The 20,721-nt window shown below is 40.4% G+C and carries 22 protein-coding genes; 5 read left to right on the top strand and 17 right to left on the bottom strand.

Translation table 11 applies throughout. The features are described 5' to 3' along the window. Nucleotides 1-664: 664 nt before the first annotated feature. The 4 genes from HBHAL_RS03440 to HBHAL_RS21325 form a co-directional block, all read right to left on the bottom strand. Nucleotides 665-1,483 (bottom strand): DnaD domain protein, encoded by an 819-nt coding sequence (locus HBHAL_RS03440; RefSeq protein WP_014641951.1) that lies wholly within the window; start codon nucleotides 1,481-1,483, stop codon nucleotides 665-667. A gap of 174 nt (nucleotides 1,484-1,657) precedes the next feature. Then, the gene (locus HBHAL_RS03435) at nucleotides 1,658-2,026 is read right to left on the bottom strand and encodes a hypothetical protein (protein ID WP_014641950.1); all 369 of its coding nucleotides are present in this window, start codon (nucleotides 2,024-2,026) and stop codon (nucleotides 1,658-1,660) included. Nucleotides 2,027-2,164: 138 nt separating this feature from the next. Next, nucleotides 2,165-4,360 carry an ATP-dependent helicase gene (locus tag HBHAL_RS03430; RefSeq protein WP_014641949.1) on the bottom strand — a complete coding sequence of 732 codons (2,196 nt, stop codon included), beginning with the start codon at nucleotides 4,358-4,360 and terminating at the stop codon, nucleotides 2,165-2,167. 203 nt (nucleotides 4,361-4,563) lie between these two features. Further along, complete coding sequence (locus HBHAL_RS21325) at nucleotides 4,564-4,710, bottom strand: hypothetical protein (protein WP_158512342.1); 147 nt, start codon at nucleotides 4,708-4,710, stop codon at nucleotides 4,564-4,566. Between the two features lie 69 nt (nucleotides 4,711-4,779). Between HBHAL_RS21325 and HBHAL_RS21695 the strand changes: the two genes are divergently transcribed. The 3 genes from HBHAL_RS21695 to HBHAL_RS03420 all read left to right on the top strand — a co-directional run bounded on the left by HBHAL_RS21695 (nucleotide 4,780) and on the right by HBHAL_RS03420 (nucleotide 7,357). Then, nucleotides 4,780-4,953, top strand: coding sequence for a hypothetical protein (locus HBHAL_RS21695; protein WP_173380428.1), 174 nt, complete (start codon nucleotides 4,780-4,782; stop codon nucleotides 4,951-4,953). 168 nt (nucleotides 4,954-5,121) lie between these two features. Then, entirely contained in the window at nucleotides 5,122-6,291 is a 1,170-nt protein-coding gene (locus HBHAL_RS03425; RefSeq protein WP_014641948.1) for a DUF4317 domain-containing protein, read from the top strand. A gap of 103 nt (nucleotides 6,292-6,394) precedes the next feature. Beyond that, on the top strand, nucleotides 6,395-7,357 hold the full coding sequence (locus tag HBHAL_RS03420) for an arsenic resistance protein (RefSeq protein WP_041601182.1): 963 nt from the start codon (nucleotides 6,395-6,397) through the stop codon (nucleotides 7,355-7,357). A 44-nt stretch (nucleotides 7,358-7,401) separates the two neighbouring features. Here HBHAL_RS03420 and HBHAL_RS03415 read toward each other — a convergent pair whose 3' ends face one another. Together HBHAL_RS03415 and HBHAL_RS21920 are read right to left on the bottom strand one after the other, a co-directional pair. Next, on the bottom strand, nucleotides 7,402-8,001 hold the full coding sequence (locus tag HBHAL_RS03415) for a class I SAM-dependent methyltransferase (protein ID WP_014641946.1): 600 nt from the start codon (nucleotides 7,999-8,001) through the stop codon (nucleotides 7,402-7,404). Nucleotides 8,002-8,220: 219 nt separating this feature from the next. After that, the gene (locus HBHAL_RS21920; protein WP_262983422.1) at nucleotides 8,221-8,346 is read right to left on the bottom strand and encodes a hypothetical protein; all 126 of its coding nucleotides are present in this window, start codon (nucleotides 8,344-8,346) and stop codon (nucleotides 8,221-8,223) included. Between the two features lie 400 nt (nucleotides 8,347-8,746). Here HBHAL_RS21920 and katG point away from each other — a divergent pair, with 400 nt between their 5' ends. Then, complete coding sequence (gene katG, locus HBHAL_RS03410; protein ID WP_014641943.1) at nucleotides 8,747-10,987, top strand: catalase/peroxidase HPI; 2,241 nt, start codon at nucleotides 8,747-8,749, stop codon at nucleotides 10,985-10,987. A 174-nt stretch (nucleotides 10,988-11,161) separates the two neighbouring features. Here katG and HBHAL_RS03405 read toward each other — a convergent pair whose 3' ends face one another. The 3 genes from HBHAL_RS03405 to ltrA all read right to left on the bottom strand — a co-directional run bounded on the left by HBHAL_RS03405 (nucleotide 11,162) and on the right by ltrA (nucleotide 14,145). Then, a complete protein-coding gene (locus HBHAL_RS03405; RefSeq protein ID WP_014641942.1) occupies nucleotides 11,162-11,449 on the bottom strand; it encodes a YkvS family protein in 288 nt (95 codons plus the stop codon). Between the two features lie 225 nt (nucleotides 11,450-11,674). Beyond that, a complete protein-coding gene (locus HBHAL_RS03400) occupies nucleotides 11,675-11,875 on the bottom strand; it encodes a hypothetical protein (RefSeq protein WP_014641941.1) in 201 nt (66 codons plus the stop codon). 455 nt (nucleotides 11,876-12,330) lie between these two features. Further along, nucleotides 12,331-14,145: a group II intron reverse transcriptase/maturase gene (gene ltrA, locus HBHAL_RS03395; RefSeq protein WP_041601139.1), complete on the bottom strand. Its 1,815-nt coding sequence runs from the start codon at nucleotides 14,143-14,145 to the stop codon at nucleotides 12,331-12,333. Between the two features lie 862 nt (nucleotides 14,146-15,007). Here ltrA and HBHAL_RS03390 point away from each other — a divergent pair. Then, on the top strand, nucleotides 15,008-15,703 hold the full coding sequence (locus HBHAL_RS03390) for a CPBP family intramembrane glutamic endopeptidase (RefSeq protein ID WP_014641940.1): 696 nt from the start codon (nucleotides 15,008-15,010) through the stop codon (nucleotides 15,701-15,703). Nucleotides 15,704-15,805: 102 nt separating this feature from the next. On the opposite strand, the gene HBHAL_RS03385 is transcribed toward HBHAL_RS03390, so the two are convergent. The 8 genes from HBHAL_RS03385 to HBHAL_RS03360 all read right to left on the bottom strand — a co-directional run bounded on the left by HBHAL_RS03385 (nucleotide 15,806) and on the right by HBHAL_RS03360 (nucleotide 20,643). Beyond that, complete coding sequence (locus HBHAL_RS03385; protein ID WP_014641939.1) at nucleotides 15,806-16,228, bottom strand: RDD family protein; 423 nt, start codon at nucleotides 16,226-16,228, stop codon at nucleotides 15,806-15,808. A gap of 186 nt (nucleotides 16,229-16,414) precedes the next feature. After that, entirely contained in the window at nucleotides 16,415-16,570 is a 156-nt protein-coding gene (locus HBHAL_RS21690; protein ID WP_014641938.1) for a hypothetical protein, read from the bottom strand. 599 nt (nucleotides 16,571-17,169) lie between these two features. Beyond that, nucleotides 17,170-17,724, bottom strand: a complete 555-nt coding sequence (locus HBHAL_RS03375; RefSeq protein ID WP_014641937.1) for a class I SAM-dependent methyltransferase — start codon at nucleotides 17,722-17,724, stop codon at nucleotides 17,170-17,172. A 159-nt stretch (nucleotides 17,725-17,883) separates the two neighbouring features. Further along, nucleotides 17,884-18,339, bottom strand: a complete 456-nt coding sequence (locus HBHAL_RS03370) for a GNAT family N-acetyltransferase (RefSeq protein WP_014641936.1) — start codon at nucleotides 18,337-18,339, stop codon at nucleotides 17,884-17,886. A gap of 97 nt (nucleotides 18,340-18,436) precedes the next feature. Continuing rightward, nucleotides 18,437-18,799 carry a hypothetical protein gene (locus HBHAL_RS03365; protein ID WP_014641935.1) on the bottom strand — a complete coding sequence of 121 codons (363 nt, stop codon included), beginning with the start codon at nucleotides 18,797-18,799 and terminating at the stop codon, nucleotides 18,437-18,439. A gap of 273 nt (nucleotides 18,800-19,072) precedes the next feature. Continuing rightward, complete coding sequence (locus HBHAL_RS21320) at nucleotides 19,073-19,222, bottom strand: hypothetical protein (RefSeq protein WP_158512341.1); 150 nt, start codon at nucleotides 19,220-19,222, stop codon at nucleotides 19,073-19,075. An 84-nt stretch (nucleotides 19,223-19,306) separates the two neighbouring features. Continuing rightward, nucleotides 19,307-19,471: a hypothetical protein gene (locus HBHAL_RS21315; protein ID WP_014641933.1), complete on the bottom strand. Its 165-nt coding sequence runs from the start codon at nucleotides 19,469-19,471 to the stop codon at nucleotides 19,307-19,309. A gap of 329 nt (nucleotides 19,472-19,800) precedes the next feature. Further along, the gene (locus tag HBHAL_RS03360; RefSeq protein ID WP_014641931.1) at nucleotides 19,801-20,643 is read right to left on the bottom strand and encodes a tyrosine-type recombinase/integrase; all 843 of its coding nucleotides are present in this window, start codon (nucleotides 20,641-20,643) and stop codon (nucleotides 19,801-19,803) included. Nucleotides 20,644-20,721 lie beyond the last annotated feature (78 nt).

Here is a 20,721-nt window from a genome sequence, read left to right as displayed (position 1 = left end):
ATTGCACGAATTGATGTTCCCCTTTTGTCTGTTAACTGCGTTAAACATTAGAGTTGATTTATATTAGGAAGACTTATTGAGCTAAAGGGCCGTTTAGTTGAAGACTCAGTTTCGAGATAAATTGGGTCCGTTACGTAAGATGGATAAGGGTTGGTGGGGAAATAACTCGCTTTCCTATGGGGGAACGGTGAGCTTCCTCGCTCGTTTCACTCCCTGCGGGATCTCACCTAGTCCCTTCTCCCATGGGAGTCTCGCCATTTCCCCACCAACCCAGCCATGGGTGAATAACGGACCCTGTTATAAGAGAATGCTCTTCATTCTTAACGGGACCTAAATGTTTATATGAGAGGCTATTTGACATCGCTATAGCATGAAAATAGCCTCATAATCACTTGCTTTTTATCATTAAGCAGACGATGTCTTAAGTGGTTTCGAGCTCCATATATCGCAAGGTCCGGAGGGGGACGATGGAGACTCCTGTGGGATGAACATGATCGGTGAGATCCCGCAGGGCTGTTAAGCCCGAGGAAGCTCAGCACATACCCGCGGAAAGCGAAATCGTCCCCCGGAGGACCTTCCGCTCCTCCAATGTCTCGAAACTAAGTCTTCAACAAACGGGAGCTTTTCTGTAATATCAACTTGGAACTTTAACAGAGGCTGGTGGTTAAAGAAACAGCCTATCTGTTGGGTTACTATTTGAAAAATCACTTTCGTCCTCCCATTTTTTGTCTTCTTCCAAGAATGACGTGCCATACTTTTCAAAGTCGCGTGTTCCCTTTCTCTTTAACCGCCATTCCTCTTCATGCTTACGCACTTCTTCCACAGACTTCACACCGAGCCGTTCCCACTTCCTCAAGATCCCCTCACAGTATTTAAAAAATATTTTATTCTGCATCAATGCCATTTTCATCGACTCTATGACCAGATCCTCAGATAGAACAGCGCACCAGTTTGAAATACTTTCGATCGTATAGGGGGTGAGATTTTGAAAGTTTTCCTTATAGAATTGAATCGGTTCCGCATCATCTACTAGTACATGGTTTTCTCTTTTTTCTTTTCTTTTATATAAAGGGGCTGATTCTTGGTCGCCCGGGTGGTCGCCAAAGTGGGCTGGTTCTTGGTCCGTTGCCTTGGCTTGCTGGTTCACTTCTGCGCTCACTGCCTGGGTCGCTCCTCCGCTCATGCTCACCCTCCCTTCTTTTCTTTCACGCGAAATCATTTTGTAAAACGGAGCATGGTTTCGATCAATGGACCTGTGCTCCATGTAGCCTTTTTCAACCAGCTCTTTCCTCGCCCGTTTGAATGCTGTATCTTTCAATCCTGACTTCAGACGAAGAGCAGATGCAGGGACCGAAAATTCTTCCCGCCATCCTGATTTATTGGCAAACTGCATCATCGTGTACCACAATCCTACCGCTGATGCTGACAATCCATCCAGCTCAATCTGATCGAAGAATCCATTCAATTCTCTTAAATAATTCATGAGTACCGCCTCTTTCTTTTTCTATAAAAAAACTCCTCCATATCTATTATCGATTTGGAGGAGCGTTTCGGTCTCATAATTTTTAAATTTTTTTATGTAGAGGGCACTTTTTTGTAATTAAGGAAGCCGCTCTACCTAATTAGACCAGCTTCCCATGAATTTGGATCGAAAATCTTAAAATTTGAAACCAAATACAGCCACATCAATCGCATTCACCCCGGAATCTTCCGGCACCTCTGCTTTCATGACCAAATCGAGACCAGGCGCATGATAAGTTCGAGTAAGCTGTTCACCTGGATCAAGGATAAGTATATCCAGCACTAAAAAATTAACCTGATCAATTTTTGTAATTAGTTTAAGAGTTACAGATCCCTCTGAAACAATCCGGTTTCCCGCAATGACTCGGATCGTGTAAAAAGGCTGAACGTGAATTCCACCAGCTTCCATTTCTGTGACCACTACCGTCTTCCCTGCTTCAATCGTCTGCCCGGCCGGTTCTGTCATAAAAAGAAGGTTATTCCCTCGTTGAGCTCGCTGAGACATGTAGCTCCCCTCTCATCCACTTTTTATATCCTATGAAGGATGAAGGGGAAAAGGAATGATTAGTTTATGGACCCTGAACTTTTTAAAAGCTCCTCTCTCTTCAGGTAAACTCCCGGCCTTGTATAGCGAGCCTTCCTTTTACAGCTTCTTAAGCAGACCGTTACTCAAACAAACGTCTAAAAGCAGTTCCTTGTAACCACCCTCTTCAAACTGAATCCCAATCTGATCTCCGCCATACTCTTTAATCACACCAGGACCAAACGCACTGTGCATGACCTCTAACCCAAGATCAATATCGTCGACCTGAAGCAGACTTTCATCCGATAAATCGGATGCGGCATACTTACTCTTCTTAGAGGTTGAGGGTTCGCCCGCGGGCTGAACAATCTTTTTCACGTTTGTTACGAAAATCGACTCTGTCACCCGCTCACTGCCTTTATAGTGATACGTCAGGAGTTCCAGGTTCGTCCTGGCCCGCGTCATCCCCACATAAAACAAACGTACCGCTTCTTCCATAGGGCCGTACTCTTTGTTACGGTAGCGCTCCATATCATTCTGGGACGGAACGACTCCATTAATGAGGTCGATCATATAAACCTTGTCATACTCCAACCCTTTAGCACTGTGAAAAGTGGTGAGCGTCAGATTGCTTTTATTCTTATTAAATTTAGACGTTTGTACGAGATGCTCCAGCTCCTTCAAGCGATTGGCGAAATCTTTTAACGTCCCCAGTCCTTCTGCGATCTTTTCCAACGTGTCGATGATGCCGAAAAGATGCTCCGCATTAAAGCCGAATTTCTCGCACATTTTTTTAATGGCATGATCATAGCCGAGCTTTTCCCGAATCGTTCGAATCGCTTGATCCGGCGGCATTTGGTTGATGGATTGGAAAAGCTTCTGCGCTTTTGGAATGGCCTTCTTCTGATAGGAAGGCAGCTCACTCTCAAGCAGCGTGTCAAAAATAGACGTTTCTATCGACATCTTCTTCAAGTAGGCGATCTGCCGCTTCGATATATAGGCATTGAATTTCATATGGATTCTTTCGAGGATATCAATTCTGCGGTCATTATAAGAAAAGCGCATGAAATTCAGCATATCTTCAACGATCCAGTGTTTGAAAAACTTCGGGTCAATATCTTTCATATAAAAGTGGACCCCCGCTTTATCCAGCTTATCCGCAAGCGGCACCGCAGAAGCGTTATTCCGATAGAGGACAGCGACTTCCTCGCTCACTCCACTCTTTTTTATCTCTTCTGTCACATACTTCAACTGATCCTCATAATGATGCATCGTCTTGATAGCGACAGGCTGATCGGATGAATTGGACGTGAACATTTCCTTTGGATAACGGTTCTGGTTACGCTTAATGAACTGATTGGAAGCCTGGACGATCTCCTGTGAGGAGCGATAATTCTGCGACATCGTCATCACCGTGGCTCCAGGGTACTCCTTCTCGAACTGCAGCAGTTTCGTCACATCCGACCCACGCCACATAAAGATGGACTGGTCATCATCCGCTACCACACAAAGATTGTTTTGCGGCTGGGATAACAGCTTCACAATCTCATGCTGAACCACGGAATTATCCTGGCTCTCATCGGTTAGAAGATACTCGAATTTCTTCTGATATTTAGACAAAATGACGGCATCATCTAATAAATACTGATAGCAATACGTCAGCATATCGTCGAAATCCAGTAACAGTTGCGCTGAATGATTTTTCTTGAAGCGTTCATAAGCTTGATAGATGGAAACCGCATTTTTAACGGTGCAGGTGATTTTGTCCAATTCCTTCCCAGAAGCCATCCGGTTTTTTACAAAGCTGATATAAGTCATCAGTTCGTCCATCTCGTCATCCGTCATTTGCGTGCCGTTCGTATCCTCATATATCTTTTTCAAAATAAATTTCTTATGCAGGGGTACCTCTGGACCGTCCCAGCCTTTTTTCCATTCATCCTGCGGAACCTGCCCTTCGATCAGCTGAAAATCCTGACTTTTCTTACGCAGATACTCCCGAACGACCTGGAAGGCAAAGCTGTGAATGGTTGAAAAATGAACTTTTTCATTCGTTAAGCCGGAAAAGAACCGATCGAAACGTTCTGACATATCCCCGGCGGACGCTTTACTGAATGTGATCGCCATAATCCTGTCCGCTCTCACCTTTTTCTCCAGTAATAAATAGCCAATTTTCATATTAAGTGTGGTGGTTTTCCCTGAACCCGGGGACGCAAGCAGGAGCAATGGCCCATCCGTGTGTAGAACCGCTTGTCTCTGCACGTCATTCAAACGCACACCCGTGGTTTCTTCCATGAATTCAAAGAAGTCCTTCGTCATAGGTACGTCCCTCCTTTCTATCCTTGCTACAAAGAAAAATAGATGGAAGAAGGGAGAGAGCCCCTTCTTCCATCTATTCCTATCAACCGATTGAGTACTCGCGCACCCAATATCCTTTTTACATTATATCTCTTATAGGAGTGGGATTCTACCTCTAAGGAGTGAAAATAATGAAAAGAGGCTGGGTAACTTTTTCTCTTTCATCATCGTATTGATGCCAGGATTGGGTCATGCACGAGCGGAATCGGGGCGTAGCCTGCTAAACTTACCTGCAATTGCGCTGGAGATATCGTAATTGCGTCGTTAGCTTCCTCAATTGGGCTGTCAGCTTCCTCCATTGCGCTATCCAAACTGAACTCCTTAGTTCGTATAAATTCTGCACAGCATCTTATACTAAATCCGAAAAGGAGGCGATACTCATGGCGAAGAGAACCAAGAAGAACGATCCAGAGCAAAAGCATAAAAATGGATTTGATCCGAAGAAAGCTGACACAGAATTTGCAGAAGGATTCGGCAGCGCAGAAGCCAATCGAACCCACAAAGAGGAAGCTAAACGCGCTAGAAAATCACATCGTCCTAACCAGGCTAACTAATGTTATAAAAAGACTTCTCCATTTGGAGGAGTCTTTTCCTTTTTCCACCTCAAAAGCTCTTCATACATCAATCTGCCCCTCTACAAATTCTAACGTCTGCGTGATTCCTTTCACGGTCCCTATGTTAGAATAATAGAGAAGGATTATAAGCTTAGGAGTGGACGATAGATGGACAAAAAAGATATTGCAGATATCCGCAGACAGTTCAAAGTGGATAACGATCTGATGAAAATCTCAGATATTTTTAACGTATATATTATGAAGGAAACGACCGATATTTATCATCACCAGAGCCAGCCGTTTGAAATGCTCGACCAGGACCAGCAGGAGCTGTTTATAAATAATTTCAAAAAGGTACTGACCGGGCAGCTGGATGAAAAATTATTTGAACTGAAATTCGTGCGCGAAGCCGAAGACCATAGTCAGCTTATTTTACATAAAGGGCTATTGAGCACGAACCTCGAGGACTGGAAGGAACAGATGCTTACGATGACCGAAAAGATGATTCGGGACAATCCTTATGAAAAGGATGTCGTCATCACTTTCATCCGCGCCGAGTACTTAAAGCCTGCAAAGCGCCGAAATGACGAAGCAGAAGAAAGTGAACGGGACGCGGTTTATTCCAATTCCTTTATTCTCTGCAGTGTCAATCAGACGCAGGAACCTAAAAAAGAGATCCAATTCGACTACGTGGAGAAAGAATTCAAGTATAAAATTGAGGTAGATCCTGTGATTGACCTCAAGAACCCGATGACCGGGTTTCTTTTTCCAACCATCACAGACGGGGCTTCTGATGTGAACCACGTTCTTTACGCTTCTGGTAAAGCTAATGAACCAGACTACCGCTTCATTGAAGACGTCTTAAACGGCGAAGAAATCATGACAGCGAAAGAAGATAAGGCGGTTTTCGAGGAAGTTATTAAAGATGTCGTCGGCGACCAGCTTAACCCTTCCACTCTCGCCAGTGTGTACGGGGAAATCAACCGTGTCGTGGAGGAAAACGAAGAGGATGAGCCGCCAAGACTCGATTACAAGGACGTGGAGCGCGTGCTGAATCAGAGCGGAGAAAAGGTCGACTCTGAAAAAGTAAAAACCGCATTTCAGCGTGTCACGGATAACGAAACGTATGAGCTGAAGGCAAGCAGCATTGTGTCTAAATATAAAACCAAATCAATCAAGATCAACACAAAGATCGCTAACATTTCCATCAGCCCTCAGGATCTGGAATATGTGAGACAGGTTAACTATAAAGGGAAACGCTGCATTATGATTGAAGTAGAAGAAGATGCAGAGATTGATGGATTTAAGATGCTTCCAGAAGCGTTTGGGGAGTACTAATTATTACCGGTGCAGATAAAAAATCAACACGGAGATTTTGCTCGACCTCCGTGTTGATTTTTACTTTTAAGCAAACCTAATAAATGAAGAGAGGAGAATTCCTCTGCTTTCTAGAGAAAAACTTGAGGACAACCAAATTTGGATTTATTTTATTTTCCTGATCGCAGCGGCAGGTTTCGGTTTCCTTATGCCACGGTCCGCAGAAAGTCTGGAATCGATTATTTCGATTGTTATAGCTTTACTGCTCTATAGTATGTTTTCTCAAATTCCGCTTACTTCCCTGAAAGAATCACTAGGCGATAAAAAGTTTCTCAAAGCTCTATTAACGACCAATTTTATCATGGTACCGATCGTGGTCTGGCTGCTGGCCCGGTTTTTACCGCAAACTCCTGAACTGTTAATAGGATTTTATCTCGTGTTGTTAACGCCGTGCATTGACTATGTCATTGTTTTCACTGCGCTAGGAAAGGGTGATGAGAGGCTCATGTTAGCTTCTACTCCCATTTTACTGGTCATACAGCTATTGCTTTTACCTTTTTACTTATGGATGTTTATGGGAAGGGACGCAGCAGGAATCGTAGATCCTTCCCCCTTCCTGCAAGCCTTTTTTGGACTCATTTTCATTCCTCTTATCACCGCAGTCTGTTTCCAATTGGCAGCTAAGAGATACCGCATAGGGGCAAAGATTTTAAATGGTTCAGCCTGGCTTCCTGTTCCGTTTATGGCTTTCACGCTTTTTGCAGTTGCGGCTTCTCAATTACCAAAATTACCGGCCTATGCAGACGATGTTGTGAAAGTTATCCCTCTTTACGTGGCTTTCATGATCATTATGCCCTTCCTGTCTAAGTTCGCAGCGAATTGGTTTAAATTAGATACGAAATCAGGTCGCACCCTTATTTTCAGCAGCTCTACCAGGAACTCTTTAGTTGTGCTTCCCCTCGCCTTTTCATTACCAGAGATAGGGAGTATGGTGGCGGCTGTGATCATTACCCAAACCATCGTAGAACTACTTAGCGAACTGATCTATATTCGCTTTGTGCCACGCGTTTTGCTGCGCGATGAATAAACGAATGAACCTATTGAGTTCTTATCTTCATTACTTAAGTTCATTTATTTTTGGATCAAGCCTTGTATCACATGACCGACGCCGTTATGCCGCTCCCCTTCGTTCCGTTCAGCCTCTCCGTAATAAAAATGAAGACATTTATAATCCTTGATCCAACTAAGGACATCTTCTGCGGCATATAGCATCTCCGTTGATTTGGGTCCGCCTGTTCCATAGGCTAATTGGTTTTCAGAATAAACTTCAAAGAGGATATGTCCTCCCGGTTTTACAGACCGGATCATTTGTTCCATCAGAAACGATTGATCCGGTTTCGGCACGTGACCAAATACCATAATGGCAGCATCAAATTGCTCAGGTTCCATTTCCATTTTGGTTAAGTCGCCTTGAATTGTTTCAATGCTGACATCTTCCTCCTTTGCTAACTGCTTAGCTTTGTTCAGACCTTGATCGGATTGATCCAGAACCGTTACGTCATGTCCCCTTTTCGCTAAGTACACACCATTGCGCCCTTCTCCCTCAGCAAAACATCCGATTTTGCTATCCTTAGGAAGCCGCTCACTCATATCTTTAATAAAAGCATTGGGCTGCTTTCCATACGCGTAATTGGGCTCGGAAAATCTTTGATCCCACATTTCTTTAGACATGCTACATACCCCCTGTTGTATAGTTCTTCGGCAAGTATATCATTTTTATTTTTTTCCATATAGGATTTGAGTTTAAGACTCTTACATGATCGGAACTTGGCAATTCTTAGAATCATTCTATACCTTTTCTAAATAATAAAACTTACAAATATGTAAACCGTTAATAAAGACGGAAGCCATGTCTGGTTTCCGTCTTTTCATCGTATGCTGCATGACCCTCTATTTGATGCGTTCGTCCATCTGTTTAATCGTTTTGTTTATCGTGATTCTTTCTTCTCCCGTACTCGGCTGGACAGCATCTCTTCCTTTTTGAATATTACGTTTGGACTTGGATTTTTTGCTCATATTCATTCACTCCTATTTTAAATAATCGAACAAGCTTAGTTTGATCTTTCAAGGCTTTTTTATGTGACGTTTAAAAGTAACCTTTAATGAAATCACTATAGATGTTTCAGCCCTTCATTTTAAATACGTTAAAAAATCTTATCTATTTAAAAACGATAAAATCTACTTTCAATTCAGTAAATTTGTTAAAATAAGAGTTGAGAGAATCTCTACTCCCCCATGATAAACTTCAGTTTGTGGTTATTCTGCTGTATTCGACCCTCGGTTTTTTTAGTCTAATTGAAAATAATCTTTTCGTAATCTATGCATCTCGCTTTCAATTTAGTTAGTAATTTATTATAATTATAATCTAAGATAGATTATAATTAGTTTTTCCAACATAAGAAGGGAGAATTTATACATGGATAAAAATGAAATGAATAACAATCAGCCCGAGAAGTGTCCGGTTATGCACGGAAAAACAGAGGAAGAGAATGCTGTTACGACTACCAAAGTTGGTACGACCAATAAAGATTGGTGGCCCAACCAGCTGAATCTGCACATATTAAATCAGCACGATAAGAAGACCAACCCTATGGGTGAGGACTTTGATTATGCCGAAGAATTTAAAAAGTTGGATTATGATGCTTTGAAACAGGATCTTGAAGAGCTTATGACAACCAGCCAGGACTGGTGGCCTGCTGACTATGGACACTACGGCCCGCTTTTCATCCGTATGTCATGGCACGCAGCCGGTACGTATCGTACAGGTGATGGACGCGGCGGCGGAGCTACAGGCTCTCAGCGTTTTGCACCGCTTAACAGCTGGCCAGATAATGCGAACTTGGATAAAGCACGTCGCCTTCTATGGCCGATTAAACAAAAATACGGAAATAAGATTTCATGGGCCGACTTACTCGTTCTTACCGGTAATGTGGCGCTTGAATCCATGGGCTTGAAAACCTTTGGCTTCGGCGGTGGCCGTGAAGACGTTTGGCACCCTGAAGAGGATATCTACTGGGGTAATGAAAAAGAATGGCTTGGTGACAACCGTTACTCAGGCGACCGCGAGCTTGAAAATCCGCTTGCAGCCGTTCAAATGGGTCTTATCTATGTAAACCCTGAAGGACCGAATGGTAATCCGGATCCACTAGCAAGTGGCCGCGATATCCGTGAAACCTTTGCACGTATGGGAATGAATGATGAGGAAACCGTTGCCCTCATCGCGGGTGGTCACACCTTTGGTAAAGCTCACGGAGCTGGCGATGCGGAAGCCAATGTAGGCGCAGCACCGGAAGCCGCTGATATTGAAGACCAGGGATTAGGCTGGCAAAGCACTCATGGCAGCGGGAAAGGCCGTGACACGATCACGAGTGGCGTAGATGGTGCCTGGACCCCTAACCCGACCGTATGGGACAACGGTTACTATGATCTATTATTCGGCTACGAGTGGGAACTTACGAAGAGTCGAGCAGGTGCCAACCAATGGGCGCCCGTTAACCCTAAAGAAGAGGATCTTGCTCCTGATGCAGAGGATTCCTCTGAGCGCGTACCTACCTTTATGACAACAGCGGATATGGCGCTGCGTGAAGATCCAACTTATGAAAAAATTTCACGCCATTTCCATGAAAATCCGGATGAATTCGCCGATAAATTCGCTCGTGCCTGGTTCAAACTGCTTCACCGCGACATGGGACCTAAAGCGAGATACCTCGGCCCTGAAGTTCCAGATGAAGATTTAGTATGGCAGGATCCAGTTCCAGATGTGAATTACACCTTAACGGACGCTGAAATCGCTGACCTGAAGGAGAAAATTCTAAGCTCTGGACTGACTGTAACCGAGCTCGTGAAAACAGCATGGGCTTCTGCCAGCACATTCCGTAAATCCGACATGCGCGGCGGCGCGAATGGTGCCCGCATCCGTCTAGCCCCTCAGAAAGACTGGGACGTAAACGAACCGGAGCAGCTGGCCAACGTCATCTCTGTTTATCAAGACATTCAAAATGATCTCGATAAAAACGTAAGCCTTGCTGATTTGATTGTACTTGGCGGTAGTGCAGCCATCGAAAAAGCAGCCAAGGATGCAGGTGTGAACGTAACCGTACCATTTGCGCCTGGACGCGGCGATGCTACTCAAGAACAGACAGATGAAGAAAGCTTTGAAGTACTTGAGCCGATGGCCGATGGATTCCGTAACTATGAGAAGAAAAAATACGCGTGGAGTCCAGAGGAACTACTAGTAGACAAATCTCACTTATTAGGACTCTCTGCACCAGAAATGACCGTACTTGTCGGCGGTATGCGCGTACTTGGCGCAAACTACAACGACACGGAACACGGCGTATTCACCGACCGTGTCGGCACACTTACGAACGACTTCTTCGTTAATCTGCTCGACATGGGAATTGAATGGCAGCCAACCGAATTCAACACCTATGAAGGACGCGACCGCCAAACAGGAGAGCTCGTGCGCACAGCCACACGTGTTGACCTTGTCTTCGGTTCAAACTCTATCCTGCGTTCCTACGGGGAAGTTTATGCACAGGATGATAACCAAGAGAAATTTGTGCGTGACTTCGTAAATGCATGGGTGAAGGTTATGAATGCGGATCGTTTTGATTTGAAAGCAAATAAAGATTCTTTGGCGTATCATAACGCATAATTGAAAAAAGCCCCACATCGAGTTGCCGTAATGGCATTCGGTGGGGGGATTTTTTTTAAGCAGTGGGAAGGTTTCGGCGCTTCCTAGATGAAGAACAAATCCTTCTCATACTAAAGAAAAAGCATCACACTTGATAAGCGCGATGCTCTTTTTTATATATTATTATTGTTTAACTTACCTGTCGCGGCGTTCTTTAATGCTGTAGTTTTTATGAGCAACAACGGTTTTTTCGAATTCTAAATTGCGCTCGTGGAAGTCATCCATAATAGTCATGTCGCAAACAACAGAGTTTTGTAATCTAGCAGAAGTTACGACAGCCTCCATCTGTTGGCCATCTTTTTGGAAAGTAATGATATCACCTTCCGTGGCTTTGTCTTCTTCTTTTACTTTTTGTTCTTCTTCTGACTCTTTCTTTTTAAACGCAGCATCCATTAAATTTTTGCTTACATTTTCATCAGCCATGAAAAATCCCCCTCCTAGTGAATGTAAATGTTCATTTGTGTCATGATTCAGGCCATGAGTTCCTTTATCTATACCTTTATCTATACCCTTAATTATGGGCTCTCATTCTTCTTATAATATTACGTTAACACGAATTTCTTTTAGAATCATGAGGATATCGCTTCCAACTCAAAGAGCAAGTTTCAAATTCAAATAAAAAAAGCAGGTGCATTCCCCTACTTTTCCTTATTCATCCATTTCCACTACTCTTACTACCTTACTTCCACAGTTTTTGCATTTCCCCTCCAGCATCACACCCATAGGATGATCCGTGATGATAAAATCTGTGATGGTGACTGCATCCATACAGGAGCGGCAAAAAACGTTTGCTATAAGTTTTTTTCTATGTTCTTCAGGTATGGCTAACCACTTTTTGTTCGCTTCCATTCAAGCACCTCCCAAGAAGAATATCTATTAAGACTTACTTATCTGTTTTCTCAAGCCAAGTCACACACTCCACATGACTCGTCTGCGGTTACCTTTTTAATCACATTTACTATTCTTTGATTAAGCATAATAATTAAGCTAAAACACTGCAATATTTAGGTTTTAGTATTCTCACTTTTAGTGACTATTTTCCATTGTGTGACCATTTGTGTGACCACGTGATCAATTTCTAATAAAAAGGCTCTGTTAAAGTTTAGTGTTGATATTACCTACAAAAGAGGACTTTCAATTTTATGGAAGTCCTCTTTATATATATTTGCTTATTAAACTAAAGTTAGCAATAGGTAAGCGTTTGAGATTATCTCTGGCTTTTCCCCTGCTCCACACCGAACGTGCTAGTTTCCCAGCATTCGGCGTTCCATCTAAAGGTATGTACTACATTATAAGTTCCTATGTTACTCTTCGAGACTGGATGCAACGATCCCTTCCACCCCACATACCTTTCGGTATTGATTGATTTTGTCTAAGATCAATCGATTCTGTGGTAATCGTTCAAGATAAACCTTTATCTTCTCTATATCTTTCATATGGATAAGTCGATGGATATCCTTATGAAGAATACGGAGATTCTGAAATTGATCGGACCCTCCTTGGTTCTTTGGCACGTAATGGTGACAGTGAACGTCTTGTGCATGGAGGTATTTGCCTGTAATTTCGCATCTTCCCATCTTCATACTATATCGACTAATACGATTATCCAGATATTCAATACTTCGTTTCGGTAGAGAAGACTTCATTAAATGTCCAATTTCTTTCTGGATATCCGGGCGGAGACTTTTGTGTATCTGTTCCCTACCCTTCTTTGTGTAAAGCGAAAGCTTTGAACTGAAGCTCATCGCATGGAATGTTTTCACATTGCCAATGGGGAATAGATACGTATCATTGATATTGATCGTTTTCGTTCCTAAGCTAAAGGTCTTCCTATAGAAAGGAGGTGGCTTAAAAGGATGTTCTAGCTTTCCAACCGGTCGAAGACGGTTCACTAGAAATGGTTTTAGATCGTAAGCAAGACGTGAAAACACGAGACTTACATGAGTCGCTCGCTTAAAGTATTGGTGAAGTCCTAGAACAAAGCTATTATAACGATTAATATTCTCAGTAGAAGGCGAAGCTTTCATTCTTCGAATGAGTTTCTTCGCTTCCTGTTTGATTTTCTCGCTTTTTGAAGTAACGACCCCAGTATGGGCCACTCGTTTCTTACCCTTTTTATTCGCACGAATGGTGAACCCTAAGAACTCCGATTCTCGTTTTCTTAAGTTTACAATTTGAGATTTCTCTGGTGAGATATCCAGTTTCAAACGCTCTTTGAGGTACAGACGTACCGCATGGTACCACCTTTGCGCTGTCTTTCCATCCCGACATAGAATTTTAAAATCATCCGCATACCGGACCAGATATCCTTGTTTCAAATTCGTTTGTTTTCTCGCTCGCCTTCTGGCATCATCTGAACTGTAGGATTTCGTCAGGGGAAATACTTCCCACTGGTCGGCAACCCATTGGTCTAGATCATTTAAGACAACATTCGAAAGAAGGGGAGATAAAATTCCACCTTGTGGCGAACCCTTATCGGGCACACCTTCACCATCAATTTCTGATGTAATCATTTTAGAAATACATGCCAGTACCTTTCGGTCTTGGATGCCAATATTCCAGAGTTGCTTCTTTAATAGACGATGATTTACGTTATCAAAGAAGCTTTTAATATCTACATCAACCACGTAATGAAGTTGACTATGGTTAATCAGAAACTGTATTCTTGCCATAGCATGATGAGCAGACCGGAGAGGTCTGAAACCGTAGCTATGTTTGAAGAATTGAGATTCTACAATCGGTTCGAGAACTTGTTTGAAGCATTGTTGGATCACTCGATCCAAGATACATGGAATCCCAAGGGGTCTCCATTTTCCGTTCTCTTTTTCAATCCATTCTCTTCGAACTTTCTTCGGGTGATAGTTTTGAAGTTTACTTCGGACTTCATTTACCAGATCATTTTCGGAGAGCTCTTTCATGTCATCGATGGTTTTCCCATCGGTTCCTGGTGTTCTAGAACCTTTATTGGTTTTAATCATGCGAAAAGCGAGCAGGATGTTTTCTCTCGATATGATGGTTTCATATAAATGAGAGAACGTATTTCCCTGACTCGCTTTTTCATGAAGATCCGTAAAGGTCTCCGTCATATTATAATAATCCCAGTTTCGCAGCGTTGACACTGTGGCATCCCTCCTTTGGAGTGATGTTCCCACGTTCCTACCCGATCGGTGCCATTCACGTTAGGAAAATAATCGTTTCATACTCTAGACTTGGGGCTATTCCTCCACTTCCATTACAGAAGTTTCACCAGTCATTCCCCTACCTTCACAAGGATAAATGCTTTTCAGCATAACTTTATAGCAACCGTTTCGGGTGACAGCCCTTGATTCAACGTCCCTTGCTTTCCAAGTACCATACAACGTAGCTATCCATACTAAACGTAGATGCTTCCTTTAAGCCTGTGAGCTCGATACCGCCATCGTTCGGTATAGCGTCTTTCAGAGGGGGCAGTTTTACTCCACACCACTCACGTCATCGTAAGATGACCACGTAAGTTTCCTTACGTTCGAAACTTTAGACCCTTACCTTCGGAAGTTCGTCAGTTCCTATCTCAAAGAACGATTCTCATCCTATCTAGTTTTTCAGCCGTGGGGCATATCCGTCAGCATACCTAATGGCTTCAGCCTTCGTTCTGCCCAATCTACCTGTGCTTCACACCCTAAGACCTGTCCGTCTTAACGCATGCAGAAGTGTTGACGGGATGGTTTCAGGAAACATGGATCCTTCATTCCCATCCTCCGTTGTACAGTTAAAATTTAATCAAATAAACTTCCTGCCTTTCACGCTGAAAAGCGCTTATAGCAGAACTTGTCGCGCGCCCCCTTTTCTTTAAGACTCGGATTCGAGACATCAGTTCAAAATTTTCAGGTTTTTAAAAAGTCTAGTAGATTTAATTTTTAAGTTAATTCACAAAATAAATTTTTCCATATTTTTGAAACCAATACCTCATGAAGACGTATAACATTTTAATGAGGTGATTATATGGAAAAATTAAAAGATAAAAGAAGCTTATTTATGTTTTTGTATGGCATAGTGACAGTGGTTTCCTTTTACACAGTAACCGAATTAGTAGGAATTGATACTTCTCCTGCGTATCAATATAGTACCTATTTAAAGGAAATAATCATCGCACTTATCCCATTGTTGATTACAATATCGTTTCCTGTTATTCGTAAGATGTTTATAAATTCATTTGTCTTATCTCCATTAGCATTGAAGATGACCTGGGTTTACATAACTGGATTCTTTCTTTTTCAATATCTGATTATGAAAATCACATATGATTATGGCATACTAATTTCAAACAGTTGGCGTATATTTTACAATTTGGAAATCCCATACATCACGCACTTTCAATATCCAGTTCTGGGGTTTTCTTTATATGCAATAGCAAGAGTGTTGATAGTCCCTATTATTGAAGAGTTTTTTTACCGTGTATTCTTGATTACTTTCTTCAATAAATGGGTGAACATTTGGGTAGCTGTTGTCTTACAAATGATTATATTTTCTATGAACCATCCGTTTTCCCCTTTTTCCGCAGGGGTCTTTGGACTTTTGCTTGGTACCCTATATGTTAGGACTAAATCCATAATACCTGGATTAATTCTTCATTCATTATGGAACCTCTACAGCGCACTAATTATGAATTTCGATTTATGGTTTATTCCAAGATGGTAGATAGAGATTTTCTTGCTATCCATATCTGAGAGATAACACCCTGTATTGGATAAACGCCCCCATTAGCGAAAGACTTGATTTCAAGATAAACTCAGGAAAAATTCATACTTCATTTGAAACAAAAGTTCCAGCTACAAAATCGTGAATTGCTTTTTTATCTTTGCGAATTACAATCATTAACGCACTCACCAGCGTGGATAAACCAACAGTTAAATACCCTATTAGAAACTTGCCGATGAATTCTCTAAAAAACATATCCGCTATATTTAATTCCTTACCATTAGCTTTATTTATCCTTATGTTTACTAACCTTTTTCCTGCGTTGTAGCCTCCCCAGATTACAGGAAGGATGATGGAATAAATGATATACAAGACGTTCCAAGTGACACCTTGTGTCCAATTTAGTGACGGTGTACCTGTATAAAGATAAACAAAAACTCCGATTGGAATAACAATAACTAATGTATCTAACACACCAGCAAACAACCTCATTCCAAAACCTGCTCTATCTAAATCAAACCCCATTTCATCACCCCTTCTGAACCTTTGCTCAAAACATTACACAACCAAAAATGACTCACTATCTCTGCTCGAACGTTCTATCAATAAAGTTATATATCCCCCCTATTGAACAATCGCCCCCTTTAAGTAAAGACTTGAATTCAAGATAATCTATTTTTTTACCCAGTATTCATTTAACTAAATTTAATATTAAAAGCTTTTAATATAAGCGTTAAGGACCATAAATATAACGAAAATGGAAATAATTATAACAACTGAAAAGGTGGATTGTTCATCTTCTTTCTTCTTTCTTAATTCTTCTCGATACTTTTTTTGTACCTTCCTTTTCTTTTCAACTGATTTCATTACATCATTCTCCTTAATCTCATTTTAAAGACGTTCAAAGAATTTCTGAATATTTCTTCATCCTAATGCTATTGCCCTAATTCTATAAATTCAACGTAAATAATAGCAATCCTTTTACTAATTTCAATTCAATAGACGTATTTATCCCGAAGCTGAGTATTCAACAATAATACCTATAAGCGAAAAAGCGATTGCTCTTATTGAACAATCGCCCCCTTTACGGGAAGACTTGAAATCAAGATACTTTAGACTTTTTATTCCCATGAATAGTTAGGACAATAATTATAGATAAAGGAATGCTCAATAAAACTTTATAACTCATAAGCATGAACATAATAATGAGCGGAGTTAATACCATAGCGATTATACTTAAAGGTTTACTGTATTTGTATAAGAAGTACCCGATAAGACAAGTAATCAGTGTTGGCAAAAGGACTAACGTTATTATAAACAGGTTCAAGGTAGCAATCCTCCCTATTCATTTTATAAAAATAAAAGACGACTATACTTATTGAATAATCGCCCCCTTTACTTTAAGATTCGAAGTCGAGATATTGTAAAGGAAAGACTATGCTTATTGCTCTCAATTAATTGAATAATCAGTGCTTTACAGCATCAATAATAAGCGATGGAAATGCTAACTCTTTCCCTTGGTTTCTAGGATCAAATTGTTTAGAGCGAAAGATAACTCCATCTTTTCCACTCCATGAATTAGCATGAAATTGACCTTCTTCATCACAATATTCAAGTAATTTCACTTCAAATCCAACGTTCTCAAACATGTTGGATATTGATTTATAATTATGTACAATTTTATGACTCGCTGCCGGATGATCGGCTGGTCCTGGACCTCCCACTTGTACGATTTGCTGATACTTTTCATCTGGAAAATATCCATCGGGAACTGCACAACGGACGTACCCACCTTCTCTTAGATATTTAATACATATCTCAGCAGCTCTTATCCCCTCTTCGAAAGTAAGATGTTCCCAGACGTGTTCTGCTAAAATGGCTTCAATTGAATTTATCTTAAAGTTAGCTTCCCAGGTAGCTTCATCTAGTAAATTTACTTCCTCTTCTTGGGTATGAATCCAACCCGGATTATTGTTATGTTCCCCTGCGCCAATCACAAGTTTAATATTGTTCTCCTGCATTTATATTACACTCCTTATGTGAGTTTGTGGCTTCGTTAGTTAAAAATAGCTGAATTCCCAACTGAACTTATGTAATATAGCGAGGACTCTATTAATCAATCGCCCCCCTCCCGATTCTGGAAGACTTGAAATTAAGATAATTACCAAGATCCTTAGTATTCACCGATCCCCATCTATTCGAGCTTGTATGTACCCATAATAGGCGCATGTTCCATTCTGAGATAAATCTTTAACCTCAAAACCACATTTTTTATAAAAGCTAAAATTATTAGAAGAGGTATGGGCAAACCAATCACCATGTGGAAGTTTTTGAACACATAGTTCAACAAGCTTCTGTCCAATCCCTTTGCCTCGATAGTTTGATGAAACAACTAAATCCATTATATTAGCAGCCATGATTTGGTCAGAAATTACCCTTACCATCCCAACCATTCTATTTTCATCCCAAACCGTAAATGCCCAAGTTGAATTCTCAAACATGAGAGTGAATTTTTCCTTTTGCCAACTCGGGGTTTCTCTAACCCATCCTGCTTCCTTAAATAGTTCTTCAACGAAGTTACCCGGAACGCCTTTTACACCTTCTCTAATTACAAGACCATTATAATATTGATACATAAGCTTCCCCCTTTTTACTTTAAAAGCCTTGAACTTCTTTAAAGAAACGCCCCTTTACTTTAATAAGCCGATTAGCTACTACTAATTGATAATTTCCTCACAGTTCCAATTCATTTCTAGTATTTATTCGGTGGACAAACATCGCAATAATACCAATTGGAACCCCGAATACAATATATATGGTTATAACTGGAATGGTTCCTTCGATTGTCATAGTGTTATTTAAAATGATAACACTCAGCATAAATAATGTGATGAAAGTAAAGAACAAGCCTAATCCTTTACTTTTTCTACGAAAAGCAGATATTCCAGACACCAATACATCCGCTGTTACTAAACCTAAAATAAGTTGAAGGAATGGTGTTACTAATAAATCGCCATTTTGCGTAATTAAAGCAAAACTAACAAAAAGCGTAGTAATAACTCCAACAACTATAGAAAGTATTTTTCTGTTTAACAAGCAATCCCTCCCTATTTTATCCGAATTTTTTTATGTTTATCTTTGATTAGCCTGCTTCGGCAGTGAAAAAGCTAGCCCGTATGGACGAGTGCCTTCTAATCAACAATCGCCCCCTTTCCTTTAAGACTTGAATTCGAGATATTAACCTTTTATAAAAAGTTTTTCAAATAAAAATTTAAAATGAAATAATACAACCATGGAGATCCCACTTCCTAACATTAGATTTCTTATAGATATAGGTTCATTCCACATACCTGACCACAAAAGAGAGCGTTAAATTACCCATATGATAATACCGGTTACAGATGCAGAAATTATTATTGGTAATACACATCCGATGCCAACACAACCTTCAAGCAAGCTATCAATTAATGCACGTAATTTCCCTTTTTTATTTTGATTATTATTATTAATTTCAGTCATTTTTTTCACCAAACTTTTTTATTTCTATTGTTTCTTATGTTAACAGAAACATTCTTCAGGAAATCAAGATATTCAGAAAAAATGCTAGAAATTATTCTGATTCATATCTTTGTATTGTTCCGTATCTTCCTTCGCTCTAATCTGGTTTTGAGTTAAATCAGGTCGGTTCTGTTTAAACCTTTTATTACTACGGTCGATAAAATACCAATCCCTAATAGAATTATAAAAGGTGATAATAAAATTATCCAAATCACTTTTCAAACCTCCCTAACCTACAGATAGATAATGAACATACTTAATAAAAAATCTTATTCATTTTTTTGTAAAATTAGTAACAGAAGTCTTTAACCTAAGTGTTGTTTATGGAAGTTAATGTTCATACGACTTTGTATTAATAAACGTTTCAAATTCTTCTATTATCTCGAAACTGAGTCTTCCACAATCCTGCCCTTTACTTGAAGACTCAGTTTCGAGATATTCGTGCTTTTGCTTAATACCAATTATTTCAAATCCTTCTATTTTCCACAAGCTTTTCTTACTACAAACAGAAGGCGTACCGTTTGGAATAGGCACGCCTTCTAGAAATATTTACTGTAGAAATCTTGTCTTAACTTACCACTTAATTGAGCATATATTTTTGTGGTTTCACTTTTTTCATGTCCTAACAAGCTTTGGATGACTTCAATTGGTGCTCCATTATTTAACATATGGGTAGCATAACTATGTCTTAATTGATGAGGGTGTATTTCTTTATTGATATTTGCGCGAATGGAGATCCTTTTAATAATATGGCGAACATTTTCAATGCCCATTCGCTTTTTAGGTCTTCTCTCAGTGACAAATAAACTTTCATCGCAATCTGTACGCTCCTCCAAATATTTCTGCAGCCAAAGCGAACAACGAATATTAAAGTAAACTTCTCTTTCTTTATCACCTTTTCCTTTAACAATTACCGATCTTCCCGAAATATTGATATTTGCTCTATTCAGTATGACAACCTCTCCAATACGGCACCCGGTAGAATAAAAAAATTCGAACACTGCTTTTTCCATAGGAGTTATACATGAGTCTCTAAGTTGCTCAATTTCCATTTCAGTAAGGAATTTAGGAATTCTTTTACCAACTTTAGGTTCTTTCAATTTTATGGCTGGATTATAACTGATGAATCCTTCTTCATAGAGCCACTTAAAGAAAGATCTCAGGAAATGTACCTTGTGCCCCAGACTAGAAGGTTTTAAATGCTCCCCCTCCGCAATTAAATAATTCTTTAACTGATCTACGGCAAACTCATCTGTATTTACATCTCCAAAATATCTTACCAGCATTTTGAATTGTAAGGAGTATGTTTTCAAAGTTTGTAGCGAATATCCTTCTATCTTTTTATCTATATAATACTTTTCCCATGCTTCTGATAGGAACATAAACTATCACTCTCCAAAACTATGGATCTTAATTCCATTATGATGCTGGAGATAGGTTTCTATACTTATAACAACCAC

It is taken from the genome of Halobacillus halophilus DSM 2266 (genome assembly GCF_000284515.1).
GTDB lineage: Bacteria > Bacillota > Bacilli > Bacillales > Halobacillaceae > Halobacillus > Halobacillus halophilus.
The sequence above is the reverse complement of the archived record's forward strand: the minus strand, read 5'-3'. Positions and strand labels throughout refer to the sequence as shown.

Excerpts from the sequence above, each read along its gene's own strand:
- HBHAL_RS03440 (WP_014641951.1), bottom strand. The coding sequence starts at position 1,483 with ATGAATTATTTAAGAGAATTGAATGGATTCTTCGATCAGATTGAGCTG.
- HBHAL_RS03435 (WP_014641950.1), bottom strand. The coding sequence starts at position 2,026 with ATGTCTCAGCGAGCTCAACGAGGGAATAACCTTCTTTTTATGACAGAA.
- HBHAL_RS03430 (WP_014641949.1), bottom strand. The coding sequence starts at position 4,360 with ATGACGAAGGACTTCTTTGAATTCATGGAAGAAACCACGGGTGTGCGT.
- HBHAL_RS21695 (WP_173380428.1), top strand. The coding sequence starts at position 4,780 with ATGGCGAAGAGAACCAAGAAGAACGATCCAGAGCAAAAGCATAAAAAT.
- HBHAL_RS03425 (WP_014641948.1), top strand. The coding sequence starts at position 5,122 with ATGGACAAAAAAGATATTGCAGATATCCGCAGACAGTTCAAAGTGGAT.
- HBHAL_RS03415 (WP_014641946.1), bottom strand. The coding sequence starts at position 8,001 with ATGTCTAAAGAAATGTGGGATCAAAGATTTTCCGAGCCCAATTACGCG.
- HBHAL_RS21920 (WP_262983422.1), bottom strand. The coding sequence starts at position 8,346 with ATGAGCAAAAAATCCAAGTCCAAACGTAATATTCAAAAAGGAAGAGAT.
- katG (WP_014641943.1), top strand. The coding sequence starts at position 8,747 with ATGGATAAAAATGAAATGAATAACAATCAGCCCGAGAAGTGTCCGGTT.
- HBHAL_RS03405 (WP_014641942.1), bottom strand. The coding sequence starts at position 11,449 with ATGGCTGATGAAAATGTAAGCAAAAATTTAATGGATGCTGCGTTTAAA.
- HBHAL_RS03400 (WP_014641941.1), bottom strand. The coding sequence starts at position 11,875 with ATGGAAGCGAACAAAAAGTGGTTAGCCATACCTGAAGAACATAGAAAA.
- HBHAL_RS03390 (WP_014641940.1), top strand. The coding sequence starts at position 15,008 with ATGGAAAAATTAAAAGATAAAAGAAGCTTATTTATGTTTTTGTATGGC.
- HBHAL_RS03385 (WP_014641939.1), bottom strand. The coding sequence starts at position 16,228 with ATGGGGTTTGATTTAGATAGAGCAGGTTTTGGAATGAGGTTGTTTGCT.
- HBHAL_RS21690 (WP_014641938.1), bottom strand. The coding sequence starts at position 16,570 with ATGAAATCAGTTGAAAAGAAAAGGAAGGTACAAAAAAAGTATCGAGAA.
- HBHAL_RS03375 (WP_014641937.1), bottom strand. The coding sequence starts at position 17,724 with ATGCAGGAGAACAATATTAAACTTGTGATTGGCGCAGGGGAACATAAC.
- HBHAL_RS03370 (WP_014641936.1), bottom strand. The coding sequence starts at position 18,339 with ATGTATCAATATTATAATGGTCTTGTAATTAGAGAAGGTGTAAAAGGC.
- HBHAL_RS21320 (WP_158512341.1), bottom strand. The coding sequence starts at position 19,222 with ATGACTGAAATTAATAATAATAATCAAAATAAAAAAGGGAAATTACGT.
- HBHAL_RS03360 (WP_014641931.1), bottom strand. The coding sequence starts at position 20,643 with ATGTTCCTATCAGAAGCATGGGAAAAGTATTATATAGATAAAAAGATA.